This window comes from Prevotella sp. HMSC077E09 (assembly GCF_001814685.1).
Classification (GTDB): domain Bacteria; phylum Bacteroidota; class Bacteroidia; order Bacteroidales; family Bacteroidaceae; genus Prevotella; species Prevotella oris.
Window position 1 is genome coordinate 73,391 of record NZ_KV817582.1, and the last position, 19,187, is coordinate 92,577.

The window sequence follows — 19,187 nt, forward strand, 5'->3', positions numbered from 1 at the left end:
CAATTTGACGCAAGTTAGCCTGCAATCTACGTCAAATTGCACGCTGAAGTGATGCAGATTATACGCTGAAATGGCGCAAATGACATGCTAAAGTGGCTTGAATTGCACACAAGGAGCATGGATTTTGAATTTCTGGCAGTGTGTAATGGGCCAGAATAGTCTGTTTCCTTATTTTTTATTTTCTATTTGGTCGTGTCTTGAAGTGTTAAAAACCGTGATGCAAAATTTACATAGTTATACTATTTAGTGAGTGCTTCATATCCATTTTCAGAGGCATTAAATCCTTTCTTTTGTCTGTACTTTTAAGGAAAATTCATATGAAAAATATAGCAATCTGTATGAAAAAGTCTTATCTTTGCAAAAGAAGCTATGATAAATAGGATAGTCATTTGGTATAAATTCAAATTAAAATATTATCAAAACATGATGAAAACAAAATGGTATATAGGGGCTTTGGCTGCACTTTTAGTAGCTTGTAAGGCACCGACTCTACAGGAAGAGGCTGCAGGAAAGTATGGTAAATTCACGGTGAACGGCACGGAACGCGCTGAAATTGACAGCATGGTGAATGGCGTGGCCTTTCAGTTTCTCCACAAGATGCACAGTAATCAAGAGAACATCTTGGTTTCTCCACTTGGTCTTTGCTATGCTTTGAATATGCTGAATGCCGGTGCAGAAGGCGTGACACAACAGCAGATAAATCATGTTTTAGGGCGAGAAGGATTAACAGACAGTTTATGTCGTAAGATGTTATTGGCTGATGCTGCAACGGTGAAGAGTCGTTCGGAAAGTTCTGATGACGAAGTTGCTACACTGACAAGCGAGAACAAGGTGGCTGTTGGCGCAGGCGTTAACTTGCTCCCGGCCTTTGAAGAGCGCATGATACGGAATTATTTTGCTGCAATTGAAGCAGGAGATGAAGCTCAAAAGATAATTCTCAGCAACACATTGACGTTTGAAGGAGTATGGAAAGAGGCTTTTGAGCCAACGGAGACGGAGCCCCATTCATTCACGACCGAACAGGGAAAGGCAACTAAGGTGCCGATGATGAGGGGTCAATTCGACCTCAATTATATGGAAACAGATGATTATCAGTTGGTTAAAATTCCATATAAAGGCGACTTCAATCTCTATGTGTTACTGCCTAAGACAGGGAAGAAGTTAGCGTCGGTTGTTTCTGATATGAATGCTACTTCATGGCGACAGGCTGTGAAACAGATGAAGATGGCCGATGTAAGTCTATGGTTTCCAAAGTTCAGTGTAGCCAAAAAGAATGGCATGAAAAGCGTTTTGAAGCAGTTAGGCATGCAGGATGCTTTCGACAGCAAGCGTGCCAACCTCTCCAATATGGTGGCAGAACGAGCCTATGTTGATGATGTCAAGCAGGAAGTGAAGATTGATTTCAATGAACAGCGCACACATGCTGAGGCTAAAACTACGGTGGAAGTGGCTGTACTTAGTGCCATTGATGAACCTATGAAAAAGGAAATAGAGAAGCGTTCTGTGTGTTGCGATCATCCATTTTTCTATGTAGTGACCAATCGGTTTGGCGCAATTTGTTTCATGGGAGAGTATCAGCAACCTTAAAACAATGGGCTTGTCGTGAGCTGTTCGATTTGTTTTTGTGAAATGAAAGCCTATGTTTCTTGATTTTTTTGCCTACATTTGTGTTCGTTATGAAAGTCATTGTAAGTAAGGAAATAGAGCAAGTTTGTCCTGATTTTGTTGGGGCTTGCGTGGAAGCTAAGGTTGTTAACTCTGATTATAACAGTGAGTTGTGGAAGGAAATTCATGCAATTAGTGGACGGTTTCGCGCTGAACTTACCACAGAAACACTGAAAGATGTCAGTGGAATTGCAGCAACCCGTCGCATATATCGGGCTTGTGGAAAGGATCCTTCGCGCTATCGTCCGGCCTCTGAAGCTTTAATTCGTAGAATATTACAAGGAAAGAAGCTTTACCAAATCGATACTTTGGTAGACTTGATTAACTTGGCTTCGATAGTCTATGGATATAGTATCGGTGGTTTTGACGCTGATAAAATGGTGGGTGAACAGCTGACTTTAGGCATAGGAAAAGCCGATGAGCCTTATGAAGGGATAGGACGTGGCTTGATAAACATAGAGGGTTTGCCAGTCTATCGCGATGAAATCGGGGGCGTAGGAACGCCTACCAGCGATCATGAACGCACGAAGATAACGGCTCAAACAACTCATCTCTTGGTGCTTATCAATGGATATGACGGCAAAGAAGACTGTGTCAGAGCTAATGCTTTGTATATTCAAGAACTGCTTCGAAAGTATGCCGGCAGCGACGGAGGCCGTTTCTTTGTCTATAAATAAAGCCGTTCAAAATTTTGTAGGCTGTGATAAAATCATTAAATTTGCACTATTACTCCATGTATATTTAACTATTTAATTAGAGTTTTATAAGGAAAAATAGAATTATGAAGAAGAAAATTATCCTGCTGGTGACAGCATTGTTGATGACGATTACTGCCAGTGCACAGTTTGAAGAAGGTAAACTTTATTCCGGAGCATCATTAACCGGTCTGAATTTAAGCTATAACGGAGCTGATGAACTGAACCTTGGTGTTCAGGCAAAATTGGGTTATATGATTGAAGATGACCTGATGTTGTTAGGTAATGCAAGTTTCCAGACAAGTTCAAGTAAAGGCACTCCAAACAGTATGTCACTGGGTGTTGGTGGTCGTTATTATATAGAACAGAATGGTATTTACCTTGGTGTCAATGCTAAATTCGTGCATACAAAGAGTTATAATGACTTTATGCCAGGCGTTGAAGTGGGTTATGCTTTCTTCATTAGTCGCACGGTAACCATCGAACCGGCTATCTACTACGATCAGAGTTTCAAGGATCATAGCAAATATTCTACCGTTGGTTTGAAGGTCGGTTTTGGCATTTATCTCTAATTTTCATGTCAGATAAATATCCTTCTGCATTGTTGGAGAAGGCAGTAAGCGAGTTTGCTAAGCTGCCAGGTATAGGGCGCAAATCAGCTTTGCGCCTTGTATTGTATATGCTCCGGCGTGAAAATGAAGAAGTAGATGCCTTTGGAAAGGCCATCACTACACTGAAGCACGATGTGAAATACTGCAAGGTATGTCATAATATCAGTGATACAGATGTGTGTCCGATATGTTCTGACATCCGAAGGGACGACACAACAATCTGTGTAGTGGAGAATATTCAGGACGTTATGGCCGTAGAAAAGACCCAGCAATATAACGGGTTGTATCATGTTTTGGGCGGTATCATCTCTCCAATGGACGGTATTGGCCCTAATGATATAGAGATAGAGTCGCTTGTGGAGCGTGTGAAGGGTGGCAAAGTGAAGGAAGTTATTCTTGCCTTAAGCTCCACCATGGAGGGTGATACGACGAATTTCTACATCTCACGTAAGCTTGCAGCTTATGGGGTTGATGTCAGTGTGATTGCCCGTGGCATCTCTGTTGGCGATGAACTTGAATATACCGATGAGGTGACCCTCGGTCGGTCTATTATTAATCGAACACCTTTTAAACAATGAAACGCATTCAGAAAATTCTTCTTCTCAATTATCTTTTCTCATTGGGGTTAGCTTTGTTATGGGTCGTTCTCAATGAAAACGATGTGTTTGAGCTTGTAGGAACGTTGCATACTGATGCCAATTCTGACTTTATGCTCACTTCGGTGATGGAGATTATCACGATTTGTTCCATTCCCATTGCACTTAGATTGTTTAAGTTTGGCACTATTCGTGAGACTGTAAGAAAGGATAACAGTCAGCTTCATAGCACCTTTCTTGCATTCTCACTTGTGCGGATTGACATGCTTTTAGTGCCGATGTTGGTCAATGCAGTGCTTTATTATCTCTTTATGAATGTGGCTTTTGGTTATATGGCCATTATTCTTTTCTTGGCCTGCTTCTTTGTATTTCCTTCGCAAGAACGCTGTGAACAGGAATACAATGATATGCTCAAGTCTTAAATTATCAATCTTCTTGGCAGATTATGCAACTCTCGGTAATCATCGTCAGCTATAATGTCAGGCTTTATTTGGAGCAATGTCTTTGCTCCGTTTGCCGTGCCATAGAAGGGCTTGAAGCCGAGATAATCGTTGTTGATAACCACTCGAAAGATGATAGTGTGGCTTATCTGAAGCCACTTTTTCCCGACGTTCTATTTATTCAGAGCTTTCATAATCAAGGCTTTGCACGTGCCAATAACATTGGTATCCGACAGAGTAGAGGAGAGTATGTGTTGCTGTTGAACCCAGATACTATTGTCGGTGAAAATGTTTTGAAAGATGCTTTGGCTTTCATGCAACAGCATCCTGAGGCTGGATCTGCAGGAGTTTGCATGCTCAAAGCTGATGGTAAGCCTGCTTTGGAAAGCCGCCGTGGGCTTCCAACTCCTATGACTGCATTTTATAAAATGACAGGACTCTGTCGACTTTTTCCTAATAACAACCGCCTTGCACATTATTATATGGGAGGCATTTCATGGAATGATGCCCAGCAAATAGAGGTTGTCAGCGGTGCTTTTTGTTTGTTGCGACGTGAGGCTTTGCTGCAAGTAGGTTTGTTGGATGAGGATTATTTCATGTATGGGGAGGACATTGAACTGAGCTATCAGCTGCTCCACAACGGTTGGCAGAACTGGTATTTGCCACTCAACATACTGCATTATAAAGGCGAAAGCACTGCAAAGACTTCTTTTCGTTACGTGCATGTGTTTTATAAGGCCATGCTTATTTTTATCCGTAAGCACTATTCTGCAGCCTCATTGATTGGCATGCCATTGGAGTTTGCCATTTTCTTCAAGGCCTTGGCTGCCATGTTTCATCAGTTAATAAGCATGATATTGCGGGCTTTTAACCTATCTTCGAAGCATCGGAAAGATGACTGTTGCTATATTTTTATTGGTCGCGAGGCAATGCTTTATGCCTGCCGAAAGATTGCAATAAATAATGGCTTGAAGGCTCGTTTCATTGAGGGCAACCAGACTTCGATGCCTTCAGTTTCTCTTGAAGAGGCTTGTCAACGTTTCTATTTGGTTTATGACATGGAGGTTTTCGACTATGCCTATGTGTTGAAAGATATGGCTCTGCGTGCTGATGAACGCTGTTCGTTGGGCACATATCGCCGTAAAACCCTGATAACTGCAGAGGAAATTATATATGAAGAAGGGTAAAGTGAAACTCAGAGCCATGGAGCCCGAGGATCTTGATGTGCTCTATGAGATTGAAAACGATGCCGAAATGTGGCATGTCGGTGCTGTAAATGTGCCTTATTCCCGCTATCTGTTGCATGATTATATCGCTCATGCTACAGGGGATATCTATACAGATCGGCAGGTGAGACTCATGATAGAGAATGCCGAAGGACAATGTGTCGGTTTGGTTGATCTTGTAGATTTCAATCCACAACACAATAGGGCAGAGGTCGGAATCATCATTCAACGGGGCTATCGCCGTTGTGGCTATGCCACAGAAGCTCTGAAACTCATGCTCCACTATGCCCGAAAGGTGATACATCTGCATCAGGTTTATGCTGTCGTATCAGTTGCAAACATTCCCTCTCTGCATCTTCTTAAATCATTGGGTTTCAGTGATAATGTTGTTTTGAAGGATTGGTTGTGTGATGAGGGAGCCTTTATTGATGCGCATTTATTGCAATATTTTTTATAAAAAAGGCATAGAAACGTTTGGAAGAATAAAATATTATCATTACCTTTGCACTCGCAATTCAGAACAAGGTGCATTGGTGCGTTAGTTCAGTTGGTTAGAATGCCTGCCTGTCACGCAGGAGGTCACGAGTTCGAGTCTCGTACGCACCGCTGTTATCTTTGTTGAATTTGCCGACTGGTGCGTTAGTTCAGTTGGTTAGAATGCCTGCCTGTCACGCAGGAGGTCACGAGTTCGAGTCTCGTACGCACCGCAAACCTCATGGCAAAAGTCATGAGGTTTTTTCGTTCCTGCAATGAATGGATCAGACTTTCTTTTACATTATGGCTGATGAAATGAATACTTTACTGTTGCTGTATCATTTTCATGAACTTATTTTACAAATGCCTTCGTATAATTACGATATTCTGAAAGGAAAACATTCTGGTTGGAAATACGCGAGTTTTGAAGGCGTTTGTTAATGTATTGTCAATCAGGAAATTATGAATTTCAATAGGAAGCAGACCGTTTTCTAATGTTTCAAAATGACGCGTTTTGATAGGAAATGGAGTGTGAAATGGTGCAGATGGCACGCTTAGTTGGCTCTTGTCAGCCTGTAAACTGATAGAGATAGCGGTGCATGATGACGCTTGTGATGTAAAATAGTCAGTCAAAAGAGAGGATGACAAGGTCTGAATGATGAGAAAAGACCATTTTATCCGCTTCTTTTTTCCTGGAAGGTGAAGTTGAAACGACGCTTTTTTTGCATAATAAATTTTACAAAACTACTCTTTGAAGTTGTGCTTTTTTCCCTTTATTCTCTATTCGTATGTTTGTTCTTGTCACTTTATGAAGATTTGCGGGAGGCTTTCTTAGTGAGACAAATCCACACAACCAATAGGGCAATCATCGTCACGTTGGCTATCAATATGTAGCCCAAGGTGTCGAGTTGGCTTAGTGCAAACTGCCGAAATGCAGGCATGTGGGTATTATAAACTTTGAAGGTTGTCAGTGCAATTCGTGCCTTATCCCAATAATAATAATCTGTCATCATAAGTCCATGGAAAGCAACAAGCAGTGCAATCTTTATCCAGTTATTCATAGTTTTCTATTGTTTTTTGAGAGTTAGTGGGTGCAAAGGTAATGAATTTTCACTGAATATATCAAGCATTACAGATAGATTTATCTGATATGTTGCCAACTTCTCCTCGCTCAAATCAATCTTCGAATGATTTCCTGAATATATAACAGCAAATGAATATGACGAAGATTGAGCAGAGACCACCAAAGATAAAGTATATGGTAAGCAGTATGAGGGTAAACAGATCAAAGTCCATAGAAGGCAGAAAGCATAGTGCCAATATGAAAAGATTACTGATAAAAACTTGCAGAATGGCCATTTTTATCCATGAATCTATATTGAAGAATATCCATGCAACTGCTCCTCCAACGGGATAGGCGAGTGCAAACGAAAGCGTGTAAGAGAGTAAATCCATACCGAACAGGATAGAATTCTCATCACTAAAGAACCATATTATCATTTGAATCTGGTTACAAGCTACCATCAAAAGATAGATTAAGAGGTTTGCCAACGCAAGGTTTCTGATAGTATGGCGTGGAGAATATATTTCTTTTTCCATGAGAAATCGGTTTTATAGATTGTATTTCTCTTTCAGTTTCAAAACAAAACCATTCAGCTTCTCATCTTCTTTGGCAATGATGATGCCCTGATTCTTCGTGAACATGAAATAAAAATGCGTTGGTGTGTCTATGATTTTGTAGAGTTTGTCATAGGAGACAGTGCTTTGCTCTGTATCGGTCTGACTCTCAAAATGGTCGTCGAAAAGCGATATTTTGAATTTGGTCATACTGCTTAATACCTTGTTCTGTTCGTAGAGTTTAGCTGCTCTGCGGTCTCTCCGCTTTCTTATATACCAGTTGTAGAAAGCTGTTAAGAGAACAGCGAATATGCTTAGCTTGACAGTGAGCATAGGATCATGAGTAGCGGTAGAAAGGATACAGGGGCCCCATATAAGTAGCATTGCGATGCTTGCAATGGTGGCAGAGCGGTTGAAATGGTATTCCGTGTTGCTTATAACGCGGTTGAACATGATGAAATCTTCCTTGAGAGGTTTCTTTGTTATAATTATTTTAGGTTCTTCCATAATGGTAAGTTTTGAGAGAGCAAATATAGGAAATATTGTTCAAAGTTGTATGGTTTCAGTCTGTTTTCCTTTCTTTCTCTATACAATCATAAAGTTTTTGTAGTGTAACAAAGTGCTCGTTTTATCCATTTTTATCGTAAAAATGTGGTGAAATATGGGCAGTATAATAAAATAAAAGCATTATCTTTGTAAAAGAAAATAACCAATAATTAATCAGAACACAGGTATGAAAACCATCTGTACTGACTTTAGCGTGATTGCAGACTATTATCGAAGGCACTACGAAGAGGTGAGACTTTTCGTTGCCAAACGGCTCATGCAACATGGTGAAGAGGCTGAGGACATCGTGCAGAATGTATTTCTAAAGCTCATGACGGCAGACAAGATGATTACTCCCGTGACCCTACCTTGTTTGGTATATACGACTGCTCGCAATCTGATTTGTGATTATTGGCGTCATCGTCACTATGTTGATGATTACGAACATTATATAAAATTTAATGGTTTGAAAACTACTGATGACAATCCCATGTCGGTCTGTTCTGTTGCTGAAACTCAGGAATTTCTTGAGCAGGGTATAGCTCGTTTAACTGTCAGACAACAGCGTGTGTATCGTCTCCATATTTATCAAGGTATGAAAGTCAGTGAAATATCCAAGACTTTGGCTGTGAAATATAAAAGTGTGGAGCATTGTTTGGGAGATGCGAGAAAGGGAGTAAGGGAGTTTATGAAGAGGGAGTTGGTGTGAACATGAGCCTTACCTATATAATTAAAAAGCCTCTTTTCTTTCTTAATAACTGTGAGAAAAGAGGCTTTTTATATTTATATTGTCTTGCAAAATAAGCTTTTGCAGGCTCTATTTGCATATTCTTCCCTGTTCTTTTTGAGGAGAGGGACGAGGAAAGTTTCCTATTTTTTTGCAGGAACTGAAGCTGCCATCTTTGCTGAAGGCTTATAGGCTTTATTCAGACCGGCAATGACTTCATTGGTAATATCCAATGCCTTGTCAGCATAGAGCAGATTATCACCGGCTTTACTGAGGATGAGACTGTATTTCTTATCTTTGTTATAAACCTTCAGATAGTGCTGAATACTATCGCGAAGCGCATTGTTATATCTTTCAGTTTCAGTCTGGAACTCTGTACTTAAGCGTTGATTGAGCACCTGAAGATCGGAGTTCTGCTTCTGAAGACCAGCGTTAATAGCCTCTGCTTGCTCACGAGTGTAAGCGTTTTGCTGTACTTTTTGCTGGAAGTTTGCAGCTGCAGCTTGCAGTTGTTGCTGTTTTGTTGCGAGGGTATTCTGGATGTTTTGTCCTTTCTTCTGAAGCACCATAGAGTAGTCTTTGCAGAATTGATACTGGCTCATGATGCTGTCTACCTCGACATAGGCAATCTTCATTTCTTTTGATGTAGGCTGAGCGGCATCAGATTTTGCATCTACTTTTGGGGCAGACTGGTTGCAACTTGTCATAGCCAAGGTTGCAATTGCAGCCACAGCCATTGTCTTAAGAATGTTTTTCTTGTTCATTTCCTTTTATTTGTTTTTTGTTTTTAATCTGTTGTTAATATGCCCTGTTCTTCTTACGTGCTTCTTTATCCTGATCAATAACACAGTGGATGCCTTGTTTCCGCAGCCCTGGATTGTCGTGAATATGCTGTGAAGAGAACTTACCATTCTTCTGAAAGATGAGCTTTATGCCTAATAACGCCATAGATATAGCAATTATTAACACGCTCAATACTAATGTCTTGATCATTTTTATTACTTTTGCAGTGAACCTCTTGGCACTTAAATATGGGCAAAGGTAATATAAATCGACAAAAGAACAAAATAAAACAAAATAAAAAGATATAAAAAATGAGTAATGTAGAACTAAGACCTGCTCGCGTGTTTGAGCAGTTTGCAGAGATTAATAAGATACCTCGTCCTTCTAAACACGAGGAGAATATGATTGCATATCTTAAGAAGTTTGCAGCTGAGCGCAACCTTGAAGTGCAGGAAGATGAAACTGGTAATGTCATTATCCGTAAGCCTGCAACCAAAGGGATGGAGCATTTAGCAACGACAATCCTGCAGAGTCATATGGATATGGTATGCGACAAGCTGGTTGATGTGGATTTTGATTTCCATAAAGATGCCATTCAAACCTATGTCGATGGTGATTGGTTACGTGCCAAAGGTACAACACTTGGTGCTGATGACGGTATCGGTTGTGCCATAGAATTAGCTATCCTTGATAGTAATGACATTGAGCATGGCCCAATAGAGTGCGTCTTTACGCGTGACGAAGAGACAGGTTTGACAGGTGCATTTGGTATGAAGTCTGGTTTCATGACAGGCAAATATCTTATCAATCTCGACTCTGAAGATGAGGGACAGATATTCATTTCGTGTGCAGGTGGCATCAATACAACGGTTACTTACGATTTCACACGTGAGGATGTACCAGCTGATTTCTTCTTCATGCAGGCTTCTTTGAAGGGCTTGAACGGTGGACATTCGGGCGATGATATTAATAAGAAGCGTGCAAATGCCATTAAGATAATGGCTCGTTTCCTTTATATGGAGCAGAACAAAATGGAACTTCGCTTAGCACAATGGAACTCCGGCAAGATGCATAACGCCATTCCACGTGATGGAAAGGTGATTTTTGCAGTGCCTGCTGACCGTAAAGAAGAGGTAATGGCCGACTGGAATATGTTCACTGCAGGTGTTGAAGATGAGTTCCATGTAACAGATCCTACAATGTATTGGGGCATGGAGAGTGTTGATCGTCAGCAAGTGATGCCACAGCAGACTTCTCGTGGTCTGATATTATCATTGCAGGCGCTTGATAATGGCCCGCTTACAACTTGCCAGGATGAGGCACTTGCCTATATGGTTGAGACCTCAAGCAATGTTGCCAGCGTGCAAAGTGAAGCCAATAAGGTTGTGATTGTGGCCAGTCAACGAAGCAATGTGATGAGTAATCTCACGAATATGGCCAATACGGTCAAGGCTGTTTTCGAGCTGAGTGGTGGCAAAGTGGTTCAGAATGACGGCTATCCTGCATGGAAGATGAACCCTAACAGCAATCTTGTTAAAATCACGGTGGACGCTTACAAGAAGCTGTTTAAGAAAGAACCAACCGTGAAAGGTATTCATGCCGGACTTGAATGTGGTCTCTTTTCTGAGAAATATCCGGAACTTGATATGGTTAGTTTCGGACCGACTCTGCGTAATGTTCACACGCCGGATGAGTGTCTGTATATCCCAACCGTACAGATGGTATGGGATCATTTGCTTGAAATTCTGAAGAACATTCCACAAGAATAAAATCTTATAGGTAATAAGTAATGAAACTGCCTCACTTTCAACAGTTCCTATTAGGGACTTTGAGAGTGAGGCTTTTCTATGAATTACTTATAAAATTATGGTTTCTTTACCGCTGTTTCAGAAGGTGCAGAAGCTAGTTTCTCTTTCAATATCTTGACTCCTGTTGGGCAAAACGTGTTGAAAGGGCAGTCTTGGCATTGTGGTCTTTGACTTTTGCAAATATATCTTCCATGTAACAATAACCAGTGATGTGCATTTCCTACATCTGCTTTCGGTATGTATTTCATCAACTCCAACTCTACTTTCAACGGTGTGTTTGCCGTTTCAGGAACGAGTCCTAAGCGGTGACTGACGCGGTATACATGAGTGTCAACGGCCAAGGTTGGCTTTCCAAACCACACGGCTTGTACCACATTAGCCGTCTTTCGGCCTACTCCCGGAAGTTGGGTCAAGTCATCCGTGTTGTCGGGAACCTCGCCATTGAAACGCTCCACCAATATTTTTGCCATCTCACTCAGGTGGTGTGCCTTGGAGTTTGGATAGCTCACGCTCTTTATCAGTTGGAAGATATCCTCCCAATCAGCCTGTGCCATAGCCTCGGCCGTGGGGTAATGGCGATATAGTTCGGGCGTAATCATATTGATTCGCTTGTCTGTACACTGTGCACTGAGTAATGTTGCAACAATCAACTGAAATGCACTTCCAAACTCAAGTTCGGTGGTAACCGGGCCTTGTTCCTTTCGGAAGTAATCTAAAATATAATTGAATCTTTCTTTTCTTGTCATGTGGCAAAAGTATAAAAAATATAGTATCTTTGCAACAATAGATAGATAAAAAACAATGAATACAAAGAGAATATTAGGTTATTTACATGAACTTTCGGCCAATAACAACCGGGATTGGTTTCATGAACATAAGGCAGAATATGACATATGCAGGCAGAATTTCGAGGAAGGAGTAGCACAAGCCGTGGCAACTATTGCGCAGTTTGATGCCTCTATCTCGCATATCACGCCCAAAGATGCCTGCTATCGTTTCAATCGTGATACGCGTTTCAGTGAAGATAAGCGTCCTTACAAAGACCATTTCGGCGCTTATATCTGTGCACATGGCAAGAAAGCGCTGCGCGGTGGCTATTACATTCATCTGCAACCAGGTCAATGTCTCTTAGGCGTTGGTTCCTACTGGTTGCCTACAAACATTCTGACGGCTTGCCGAAATGAGATTATGGGTAATATCGATGAATGGAGAAAATGCGTTGAGAATGGGAAGTTTGTTAAGCTTTTTGGCTATCCTAACGAGGGAAAATGGGATGAGCCGGGTGGAAAAGGCTTTGGATTGGCAAGCTTAAAGACAGCTCCTAAAGGTTTTCCGCGCGATTATGAGTTTGTGGAATACCTGCGCATGAAAGATTATTGCTGTTGGCATGCCGTATCAGATGAATTCTTTGAAGGCGACAGTTGGCTCAAGAAAATCACTGATATCTTTAAGACAGCCAAGCCAATGATGGACTTTATGAACAATGTTATTGACGATTACGAATAAAGTCTTCGGCACGTTGTAGGTCTTCCGGAGTGTCTATACCCACAGTTTCGACATTTGTGATGCCCACTTTTATGCGATATCCATTCTCCAACCAACGCAGTTGCTCGAGGCTTTCGGCCAGTTCGAGTGACGATTGGGGCAGTCGGGTGATTGCTTTCAGCACTTCGGTGCGGTAGGCATAGATACCTAAATGTTTCAGAAAAGGATATTTCTTGAGCCATTCTTGCCTTTCTACACCACGCACAAAAGGTATGACGCTGCGGCTGAAATACATGGCATAGCCACGATTATCAACTACAATCTTGGGCGAGTTGGGGTTTTCTACGGCCTCAATACATTCGAAAGGTTTTCCTAATGTGGCAATCTGTGTGACTTCATCCTCGAAGCAATGGCACAGCGTTTCAATCTGACTCTGGGCAATAAAAGGCTCATCGCCTTGGATATTTACAACAACATCGAAGTCGCCCCCAACCTTTTCAAGGGCTTCTTCAATGCGGTCTGTGCCACTATGATGCTCAGTAGAGGTCATCACGGCCTTGCCTCCGAATTCTGTAACCTTATTATATATACGCTCATCGTCGGTCGCAACGTAGACAGCATCTAACACTTTGGCTGCCTGTTCATATACATGTTGAATGACAGGCTTGCCTGCCAACAGCGCCAAAGGCTTGCCCGGAAAGCGCGTTGAAGCGTAGCGGGCGGGAATTAATCCAATGAATTTCATTTTGTATAGTTTCTTATTATTACCGCAAAATTAATAAAAAATAGGATAAAAACATAGGAAATGGATCCTAAAAGCTTATTTTTTGTTCCTCTTCTTCCTTATAGATAAGCTATAATATCATGCAGTTAAGATACTTTCTTCCAGAGAGATAGCGTGTAATGTAAGTTGCTTGGTTTATGATTTCACTACCAATGTGATTGGATGACAAATGTAGAAACCTCCTTTTTCTGTAAATATTCTTAATCAGTTTTTAACATATCCAGAGGAGACCAAATAGAAAAGCAGGCGCCATAAAATGGAGATGTTTTTCTGATTTCAAAGGCTTTGGCCTGTAATCTCATTCATAATGTGTTGTAATTTGACTTAAGTTACACTGTCTTTTGAGTCAGATTGGAGTGTAACTTGACTCAAATCATAGTGTGATTTGATACAAATTGCAACATCTTTCTGCGTGATTTGACATTGTAATTTTTACTTAATTGTGTAATATTTTGATAGTCAATAGATTATAAATTCATGAAAAATAGCCTATATGTAGAGTCGGGGAGAATTCTATTTCAAATCAGTGAGCCTACAGAATGCAATCGTAAATATCTTTCAAATGAATTAACACATAAATCGTTTATCGGAATTATAAGGTTTAGGTTGCTTGTAACAGGTTGATGATGAAAGAAAGAAAACTATATATTTAGGGATAGATAACATTCAGAATATTATAATAAAAAACGCTAACTTATTTTGTTGTCTTCTATTATTTTCTTATCTTTGGCCTTGAAACTATAATAGAGAATACAGTGAAAAAACTTATATTATTCATATACGCTTTGCTTATGCCTCTGCTTTTGTCGGCACAAAAGATTGTCTTGGGGTCGTGTACTACGCATGATGGAGGACAATATAAGGGACAGATGATGAACGGGAAACCGAATGGAAAGGGGCATACCGTATTCAAGAATGGCGATACTTACGAAGGAGAATATATCAAAGGAAAGCGTGAAGGTTATGGTGTCTATTCGTTTTCGGATGGTGAACGCTACGAAGGACAATGGTTTCAAGACCAGCAACACGGGCGTGGTACTTTTTATTTTGCCAATAACAATAAGTATGTAGGCCTTTGGTTTCGCGATTATCAGCAGGGACAGGGCACGATGTACTATTATAATGGCGACAAATATGAGGGGAATTGGGTCCAGGATAAGCGCGAGGGAAAGGGGCGTTACACCTATTCGAGTGGCGCATATTACGAGGGTCAGTGGAAGAATGACCAGAAGAGTGGCCGCGGTTTCTTTGATTGGGGGGACGGAACTACATATGATGGTATGTGGGCTAATAATCAACGGTCTGGAAAAGGGACGAATAAATATGCCGATGGTGACGTATATATAGGCAATTGGGCTGATGACATACAGAATGGCCGAGGCATCTATAAGTTTCAGAATGGCGATGTCTACGAGGGAGATTACGTTCAGGGAGAACGCACCGGAGAAGGTATCTTCAAGTATGCCAACGGAGATCGCTATACAGGACATTTTGAAGATGGGGCCAAAAGCGGTCAAGGCACGTTTGAATGGCGTTCGGGTGATGTCTATGTCGGACAGTGGAAGAACGATCTGCAGAATGGTCATGGCAAGCTGACAAAGAAAGCCGGTGACAAGTTTGAAGGTGAATTCAAGAACGGAAAGATTGAAGGAGAGATTATCATTCACTATGCCAATGGCAGCCGTTTCAAGGGAACTTACAAGAAAGGTCTGCGCAACGGTGCTGCCATTGAAGTGGACAAGAATGGCAACCGGTTTGAAGGCAGTTATGTAGACGACCGCCGTGATGGTCGTTTTGTAGAGAAAGATCGTAATGGAAACATTACACGTACAGGTCGCTATGAGCTTGGTCGCCGTTTTGAAGACTGATTAGAGAATTTCAATTTGTTTGGAAATGATAGTTGACAGAATAGAAAATCTTGGGAAATATGTGGCCTTGCATCCGCTTTTTGCAGATGTTGTCACATTCATGCAGACGCATCAGCTCGTGCAGCTTGAAGAAGGAAAGCATGTTATCAAGGGTAAAGAACTGTTTGTGAACATTGAAACATGTAAAGGAAAAACGCAGGAAGAAGCAGTGTTGGAATATCATCGGCGTATGATAGACATTCAGATACCGCTCACGACAGACGAGATTTTTGGCTATTCATCAGTTGAAGACTTGCCCAAGGTGACGTTCGATGAAGAGAAAGACATTGCAAAAATCTCCAGTATTTCGGCACAAACCTATGTGAAAGTAAAGCCTGGACAGTTTGCCGTTTTCTTCCCGCAGGACGCTCATGCACCATGTATTGCTGATGCAGAATGTATGAAAAAGGCTATTTTCAAGGTTAAAAAATAATTGCATTTGACTATGGAAACAAAGAAAGAAACCTCAAAAAAGAAGATTGCTAAGACTGTGAAGAAACCTCAGACCACGAAACATATCGGTCTTGTTAAGAATGATCCGTATTTGGAACCCTATGAGGATGCCATTCGCGGACGCCATGACCATGCCTTGTGGAAACTCTCACAGCTGACCCAAGAAGGCAAGAAGAGTTTGTCGGATTTTGCAAGTGGCTATGATTACTATGGTCTGCATAAGCTTTCCCGTGGTTGGGTTTTCCGTGAATGGGCACCGAATGCCACGGCTATCTATTTGGTTGGAGATTTCAATAATTGGCAGGAGGATGAAAAATATCTTGCTAAACGCATTGAAGGGACGGGCAACTGGGAACTTCGTTTGCCTGAAAAGGCCATGCATCATGGTGATCTGTTTAAGATGCATGTGAAGTGGAATGGAGGAGAAGGAGAACGTATTCCAGCCTGGGCAACGCGTGTTGTGCAGGATGAGGTGACTAAGATTTTCTCAGCACAGGTATGGAGTCCCAAGGAAACTTACCAATGGAAGAAGAATAATTTCAAACCTCAAACCTCTCCGTTGTTGATTTATGAATGCCACATCGGAATGAGTCAGGATGCAGAAAAGGTGGGCACCTATACGGAGTTCAAGGATAATGTGCTGCCCCGAATAGTCAAAGATGGCTATAATTGCATTCAGATTATGGCCATACAGGAGCATCCCTACTATGGTTCTTTCGGCTATCATGTCAGTTCTTTCTTTGCTCCTTCAAGTCGTTTCGGTACCCCCGAGGAGCTGAAGGCTTTGATTGATGCAGCCCATGCCAAGGGGGTTGCGGTGATTATGGACATAGTTCATTCACACGCTGTAAAGAATGAAGTGGAAGGGTTGGGTAATCTTGCAGGCGATCCCAACCAGTATTTCTATCCGGGAGAGCGTCATGAGCATCCTGCATGGGATAGTCTTTGCTTTGATTATGGTAAAGATGACGTTATACATTTCCTGCTGTCAAACTGCAAGTATTGGCTTCAGGAATTCCATTTTGACGGCTTCCGCTTCGATGGCGTTACCTCAACGCTCTATTACAGCCATGGATTGGGTGAAGCATTTGGCGGATATGGCGATTATTTCAATGGTCATGAAGACGACAATGCCATTTGTTATCTCACCTTGGCCAATAAACTCATCCATGAAGTCAACCCCAAAGCAATTACCATTGCGGAGGAAGTGAGTGGCATGCCAGGCCTTGCTGCCAAGTTTGAAGATGGTGGATATGGCTTTGATTATCGTATGGCGATGAACATTCCTGACTTCTGGATTAAGATCATTAAAGAGCAGAAAGACGAAGACTGGAAGCCAAGTTCAATCTTCTGGGAGGTGAAAAACCGGCGCGCTGATGAGAAAACAATCTCTTATTGTGAGAGCCATGACCAGGCATTGGTAGGCGACAAGACCATTATTTTCCGTCTGATAGATGCTGATATGTATTGGCATTTCAAGAAAGGTGACGAGAACGATATGGCTTTCCGTGGTATAGCACTCCACAAGATGATACGTTTAGCTACGGCTTCGACAATCAACGGCGGTTATCTTAACTTTATGGGAAATGAGTTCGGGCATCCCGAATGGATTGATTTCCCGAGAGAAGGCAATGGCTGGAGTTACAAATATGCGCGCAGGCAGTGGAACCTCGTTGACAATAAGGAACTTGATTATCACTATTTGGGAGACTTTGACTGCGAAATGTTGAAGGTAATTAAGGATGAACGTAACTTTATTCGCACTGCCATTCAGGAGATTTGGCATAACGACGGCGATCAAGTTCTGGCCTATATGCGTGGTGATTTGCTCTTTGTATTCAACTTTTCACCGACAAAATCGTTTACGGATTATGGCTTTCTCGTTCCGGTTGGCAGCTATAATATTGTGCTCGACACCGACAATAAGGCCTTTGGAGGGAACGGTTTCAATGATGATGCGTTGACGCATTTTACAAATTACGATCCGTTCTACGTCAATGAACACAAAGAGTGGCTTAAACTTTACCTGCCAGCACGTACAGCTTTGGTTTTAAAGAAAAAATGATGATTTAATAAATGTCAGCTGATTTAATCACAAAACATAGCACACGCCCTTACAGAGTGGTGTGTGCATTGTTGTTCTTAGTATTCACATTCTGTTATCTCTACTGTTATCAGGATAACTTGTTGGCCATGGGTCAGCACGTACTTTCAAATGGACAGACCCATTATAGCCGTTTGATTGGTACTGTTATCATCACATTTGTACTGTGGTTGATGCAGATTTGTCTTTATATGTTGACTCGGGTGAAGGGGAGATTTCATATTTTGACCTATGTGCCTTCCATTGTCTGCCTGACTGCATTGACTTCTATTGATAGTGATATTGTGCATGGAGTCACTTTAGGTTGGTGGTGGTTGACGGCACCACTCCTGATAGTTGTCAACGTCATTCTGCTGTTCTATGTCCGTCAGTTACAGGCTTATGAACCGCAGGATTTCTCTCATGGTTTTCTCGGTCGGCGTGCATGGATCAATTATAGCGGTCTGTTGGTCTTGTTAGTCTTTGTGATGCTTTGTTCAAATCATCGTCAGGTGCTCCATGCCCGATTGGAGATAGAGCAGTGTATAGAAGCAGGTGATTATCAAAAGGCAGTCAAGGTGGATGCGCATTCTTTACATACGGACTCTACTTTGACGAGTTTGCGTGTCTATTCCCTGTCTTTAGCAGGTCTGCTTCCCGATAAATTATTCGAATACTCCTTAGTTGGCAGTTCGTCAGTCATGCTCCCTGACAATCCCAATGTGTGTTATCTGATATGCGGGAAAGCCCCTTTTTATCAGCGTTTAGGCGGCATGTTTCGGCAGAAGATGAGTGCAATGCATTACCTTCGTTTTGTTCATCAGCATCATTTAGCTACGTCTGTGGCTCATGATTACTTGCTTTGTGCCTATTTGTTGGATGGCGACTTGGAAGCTTTCGTACATGCAATTGGTAAGTATTACAATTTGAAACAACCACTTCCCAAACATTATCGTGAGGCTCTTGTGCTTTATGCTCATCTGCGTTCCAACCCATATATCGTCTATCATAATAGTGTTATGGAGGCTGATTTTGCCGATTTCCAGTCGCTTATCAAGCAATACAGCAATCTTAATGAGCGGCTCTCAGCTCTTCGAGATACCTATGGAAACACCTATTGGGTTTATTATTATCGGATGAAACATTAGGGAAAGTCCTCTGTCTGTCATGTGGACAGGTCAGAGAGGCTGAAATTCGGAAAAACAATGTTTCGGGGAGCCCCGACGAGTTGTTTTCTTGAAAAATGAGCCGTTGGGATGCCCCGAAGCCTCAAAATCTTGAAAAACA

Annotated in this window: 21 protein-coding genes and 2 tRNA genes; 16 read left to right on the top strand and 7 right to left on the bottom strand. The window is 41.7% G+C overall.

Annotation, left to right across the window (positions count from 1 at the left end):
• Positions 1-423: 423 nt before the first annotated feature.
• The 9 genes from HMPREF2983_RS10440 to HMPREF2983_RS10480 all read left to right on the top strand — a co-directional run bounded on the left by HMPREF2983_RS10440 (position 424) and on the right by HMPREF2983_RS10480 (position 5,940).
• Entirely contained in the window at positions 424-1,587 is a 1,164-nt protein-coding gene (locus HMPREF2983_RS10440; protein ID WP_070668278.1) for a serpin family protein, read from the top strand.
• A gap of 89 nt (positions 1,588-1,676) precedes the next feature.
• Positions 1,677-2,342, top strand: coding sequence for a B3/B4 domain-containing protein (locus HMPREF2983_RS10445; RefSeq protein WP_070668134.1), 666 nt, complete (start codon positions 1,677-1,679; stop codon positions 2,340-2,342).
• A gap of 104 nt (positions 2,343-2,446) precedes the next feature.
• Entirely contained in the window at positions 2,447-2,932 is a 486-nt protein-coding gene (locus tag HMPREF2983_RS10450; protein WP_004372136.1) for an outer membrane beta-barrel protein, read from the top strand.
• A 5-nt stretch (positions 2,933-2,937) separates the two neighbouring features.
• On the top strand, positions 2,938-3,549 hold the full coding sequence (gene recR, locus HMPREF2983_RS10455) for a recombination mediator RecR (RefSeq protein ID WP_004378790.1): 612 nt from the start codon (positions 2,938-2,940) through the stop codon (positions 3,547-3,549).
• Positions 3,546-3,989: a hypothetical protein gene (locus HMPREF2983_RS10460; protein ID WP_070668136.1), complete on the top strand. Its 444-nt coding sequence runs from the start codon at positions 3,546-3,548 to the stop codon at positions 3,987-3,989. Before recR ends, HMPREF2983_RS10460 begins: the two co-directional genes overlap by 4 nt.
• Positions 3,990-4,012: 23 nt before the next feature.
• Positions 4,013-5,194 carry a glycosyltransferase family 2 protein gene (locus HMPREF2983_RS10465; RefSeq protein WP_070668138.1) on the top strand — a complete coding sequence of 394 codons (1,182 nt, stop codon included), beginning with the start codon at positions 4,013-4,015 and terminating at the stop codon, positions 5,192-5,194.
• Positions 5,181-5,690, top strand: coding sequence for a GNAT family N-acetyltransferase (locus HMPREF2983_RS10470; protein WP_070668140.1), 510 nt, complete (start codon positions 5,181-5,183; stop codon positions 5,688-5,690). The genes HMPREF2983_RS10465 and HMPREF2983_RS10470 overlap by 14 nt, the downstream gene beginning before the upstream one ends.
• A 75-nt stretch (positions 5,691-5,765) precedes the next feature.
• Positions 5,766-5,839: transfer RNA gene (locus HMPREF2983_RS10475), tRNA-Asp, on the top strand.
• A gap of 27 nt (positions 5,840-5,866) precedes the next feature.
• A tRNA-Asp gene (locus HMPREF2983_RS10480) sits at positions 5,867-5,940 on the top strand.
• Between the two features lie 573 nt (positions 5,941-6,513).
• On the opposite strand, the gene HMPREF2983_RS10485 is transcribed toward HMPREF2983_RS10480, so the two are convergent.
• The 3 genes from HMPREF2983_RS10485 to HMPREF2983_RS10495 all read right to left on the bottom strand — a co-directional run bounded on the left by HMPREF2983_RS10485 (position 6,514) and on the right by HMPREF2983_RS10495 (position 7,831).
• Positions 6,514-6,768 (bottom strand): hypothetical protein, encoded by a 255-nt coding sequence (locus tag HMPREF2983_RS10485; protein WP_070668141.1) that lies wholly within the window; start codon positions 6,766-6,768, stop codon positions 6,514-6,516.
• 115 nt (positions 6,769-6,883) lie between these two features.
• Entirely contained in the window at positions 6,884-7,306 is a 423-nt protein-coding gene (locus HMPREF2983_RS10490) for a hypothetical protein (RefSeq protein ID WP_070736637.1), read from the bottom strand.
• Positions 7,307-7,318: 12 nt separating this feature from the next.
• Entirely contained in the window at positions 7,319-7,831 is a 513-nt protein-coding gene (locus HMPREF2983_RS10495; protein ID WP_070668146.1) for a YcxB family protein, read from the bottom strand.
• A gap of 226 nt (positions 7,832-8,057) precedes the next feature.
• Between HMPREF2983_RS10495 and HMPREF2983_RS10500 the strand changes: the two genes are divergently transcribed.
• Positions 8,058-8,579: an RNA polymerase sigma factor gene (locus HMPREF2983_RS10500; RefSeq protein WP_070668149.1), complete on the top strand. Its 522-nt coding sequence runs from the start codon at positions 8,058-8,060 to the stop codon at positions 8,577-8,579.
• 161 nt (positions 8,580-8,740) lie between these two features.
• Here the strand turns inward: HMPREF2983_RS10500 and HMPREF2983_RS10505 are convergent, their stop codons facing one another.
• Both HMPREF2983_RS10505 and HMPREF2983_RS10510 read right to left on the bottom strand, forming a co-directional pair.
• Positions 8,741-9,361 (bottom strand): OmpH/Skp family outer membrane protein, encoded by a 621-nt coding sequence (locus HMPREF2983_RS10505; RefSeq protein ID WP_004376078.1) that lies wholly within the window; start codon positions 9,359-9,361, stop codon positions 8,741-8,743.
• A gap of 34 nt (positions 9,362-9,395) precedes the next feature.
• Entirely contained in the window at positions 9,396-9,590 is a 195-nt protein-coding gene (locus tag HMPREF2983_RS10510; protein ID WP_004376079.1) for a hypothetical protein, read from the bottom strand.
• Between the two features lie 101 nt (positions 9,591-9,691).
• Between HMPREF2983_RS10510 and HMPREF2983_RS10515 the strand changes: the two genes are divergently transcribed.
• Positions 9,692-11,149, top strand: coding sequence for an aminoacyl-histidine dipeptidase (locus tag HMPREF2983_RS10515; RefSeq protein ID WP_070668152.1), 1,458 nt, complete (start codon positions 9,692-9,694; stop codon positions 11,147-11,149).
• Positions 11,150-11,244: 95 nt separating this feature from the next.
• Here HMPREF2983_RS10515 and nth read toward each other — a convergent pair whose 3' ends face one another.
• Positions 11,245-11,934 carry an endonuclease III gene (gene nth, locus HMPREF2983_RS10520; RefSeq protein ID WP_070668155.1) on the bottom strand — a complete coding sequence of 230 codons (690 nt, stop codon included), beginning with the start codon at positions 11,932-11,934 and terminating at the stop codon, positions 11,245-11,247.
• Positions 11,935-11,989: 55 nt separating this feature from the next.
• Between nth and HMPREF2983_RS10525 the strand changes: the two genes are divergently transcribed.
• Positions 11,990-12,694: a DUF2461 domain-containing protein gene (locus tag HMPREF2983_RS10525; protein WP_070668157.1), complete on the top strand. Its 705-nt coding sequence runs from the start codon at positions 11,990-11,992 to the stop codon at positions 12,692-12,694.
• Here the strand turns inward: HMPREF2983_RS10525 and kdsB are convergent.
• Positions 12,675-13,418, bottom strand: a complete 744-nt coding sequence (gene kdsB, locus HMPREF2983_RS10530) for a 3-deoxy-manno-octulosonate cytidylyltransferase (protein WP_070668161.1) — start codon at positions 13,416-13,418, stop codon at positions 12,675-12,677. The two genes, HMPREF2983_RS10525 and kdsB, sit on opposite strands and share 20 nt — an antisense overlap.
• A gap of 794 nt (positions 13,419-14,212) precedes the next feature.
• Here kdsB and HMPREF2983_RS10535 point away from each other — a divergent pair.
• Genes HMPREF2983_RS10535 through HMPREF2983_RS10550 form a run of 4 tightly spaced genes read left to right on the top strand, consistent with a single transcriptional unit; the run spans position 14,213 to position 19,048 of the window.
• Positions 14,213-15,325 (top strand): phosphatidylinositol-4-phosphate 5-kinase, encoded by a 1,113-nt coding sequence (locus HMPREF2983_RS10535; RefSeq protein WP_070668164.1) that lies wholly within the window; start codon positions 14,213-14,215, stop codon positions 15,323-15,325.
• A gap of 25 nt (positions 15,326-15,350) precedes the next feature.
• The gene (locus HMPREF2983_RS10540; protein ID WP_070668167.1) at positions 15,351-15,797 is read left to right on the top strand and encodes a NanQ anomerase/TabA/YiaL family protein; all 447 of its coding nucleotides are present in this window, start codon (positions 15,351-15,353) and stop codon (positions 15,795-15,797) included.
• Between the two features lie 12 nt (positions 15,798-15,809).
• Complete coding sequence (locus tag HMPREF2983_RS10545; RefSeq protein ID WP_070668170.1) at positions 15,810-17,882, top strand: alpha amylase C-terminal domain-containing protein; 2,073 nt, start codon at positions 15,810-15,812, stop codon at positions 17,880-17,882.
• Between the two features lie 11 nt (positions 17,883-17,893).
• Positions 17,894-19,048 (top strand): DUF6057 family protein, encoded by a 1,155-nt coding sequence (locus tag HMPREF2983_RS10550; protein ID WP_070668173.1) that lies wholly within the window; start codon positions 17,894-17,896, stop codon positions 19,046-19,048.
• Positions 19,049-19,187 lie beyond the last annotated feature (139 nt).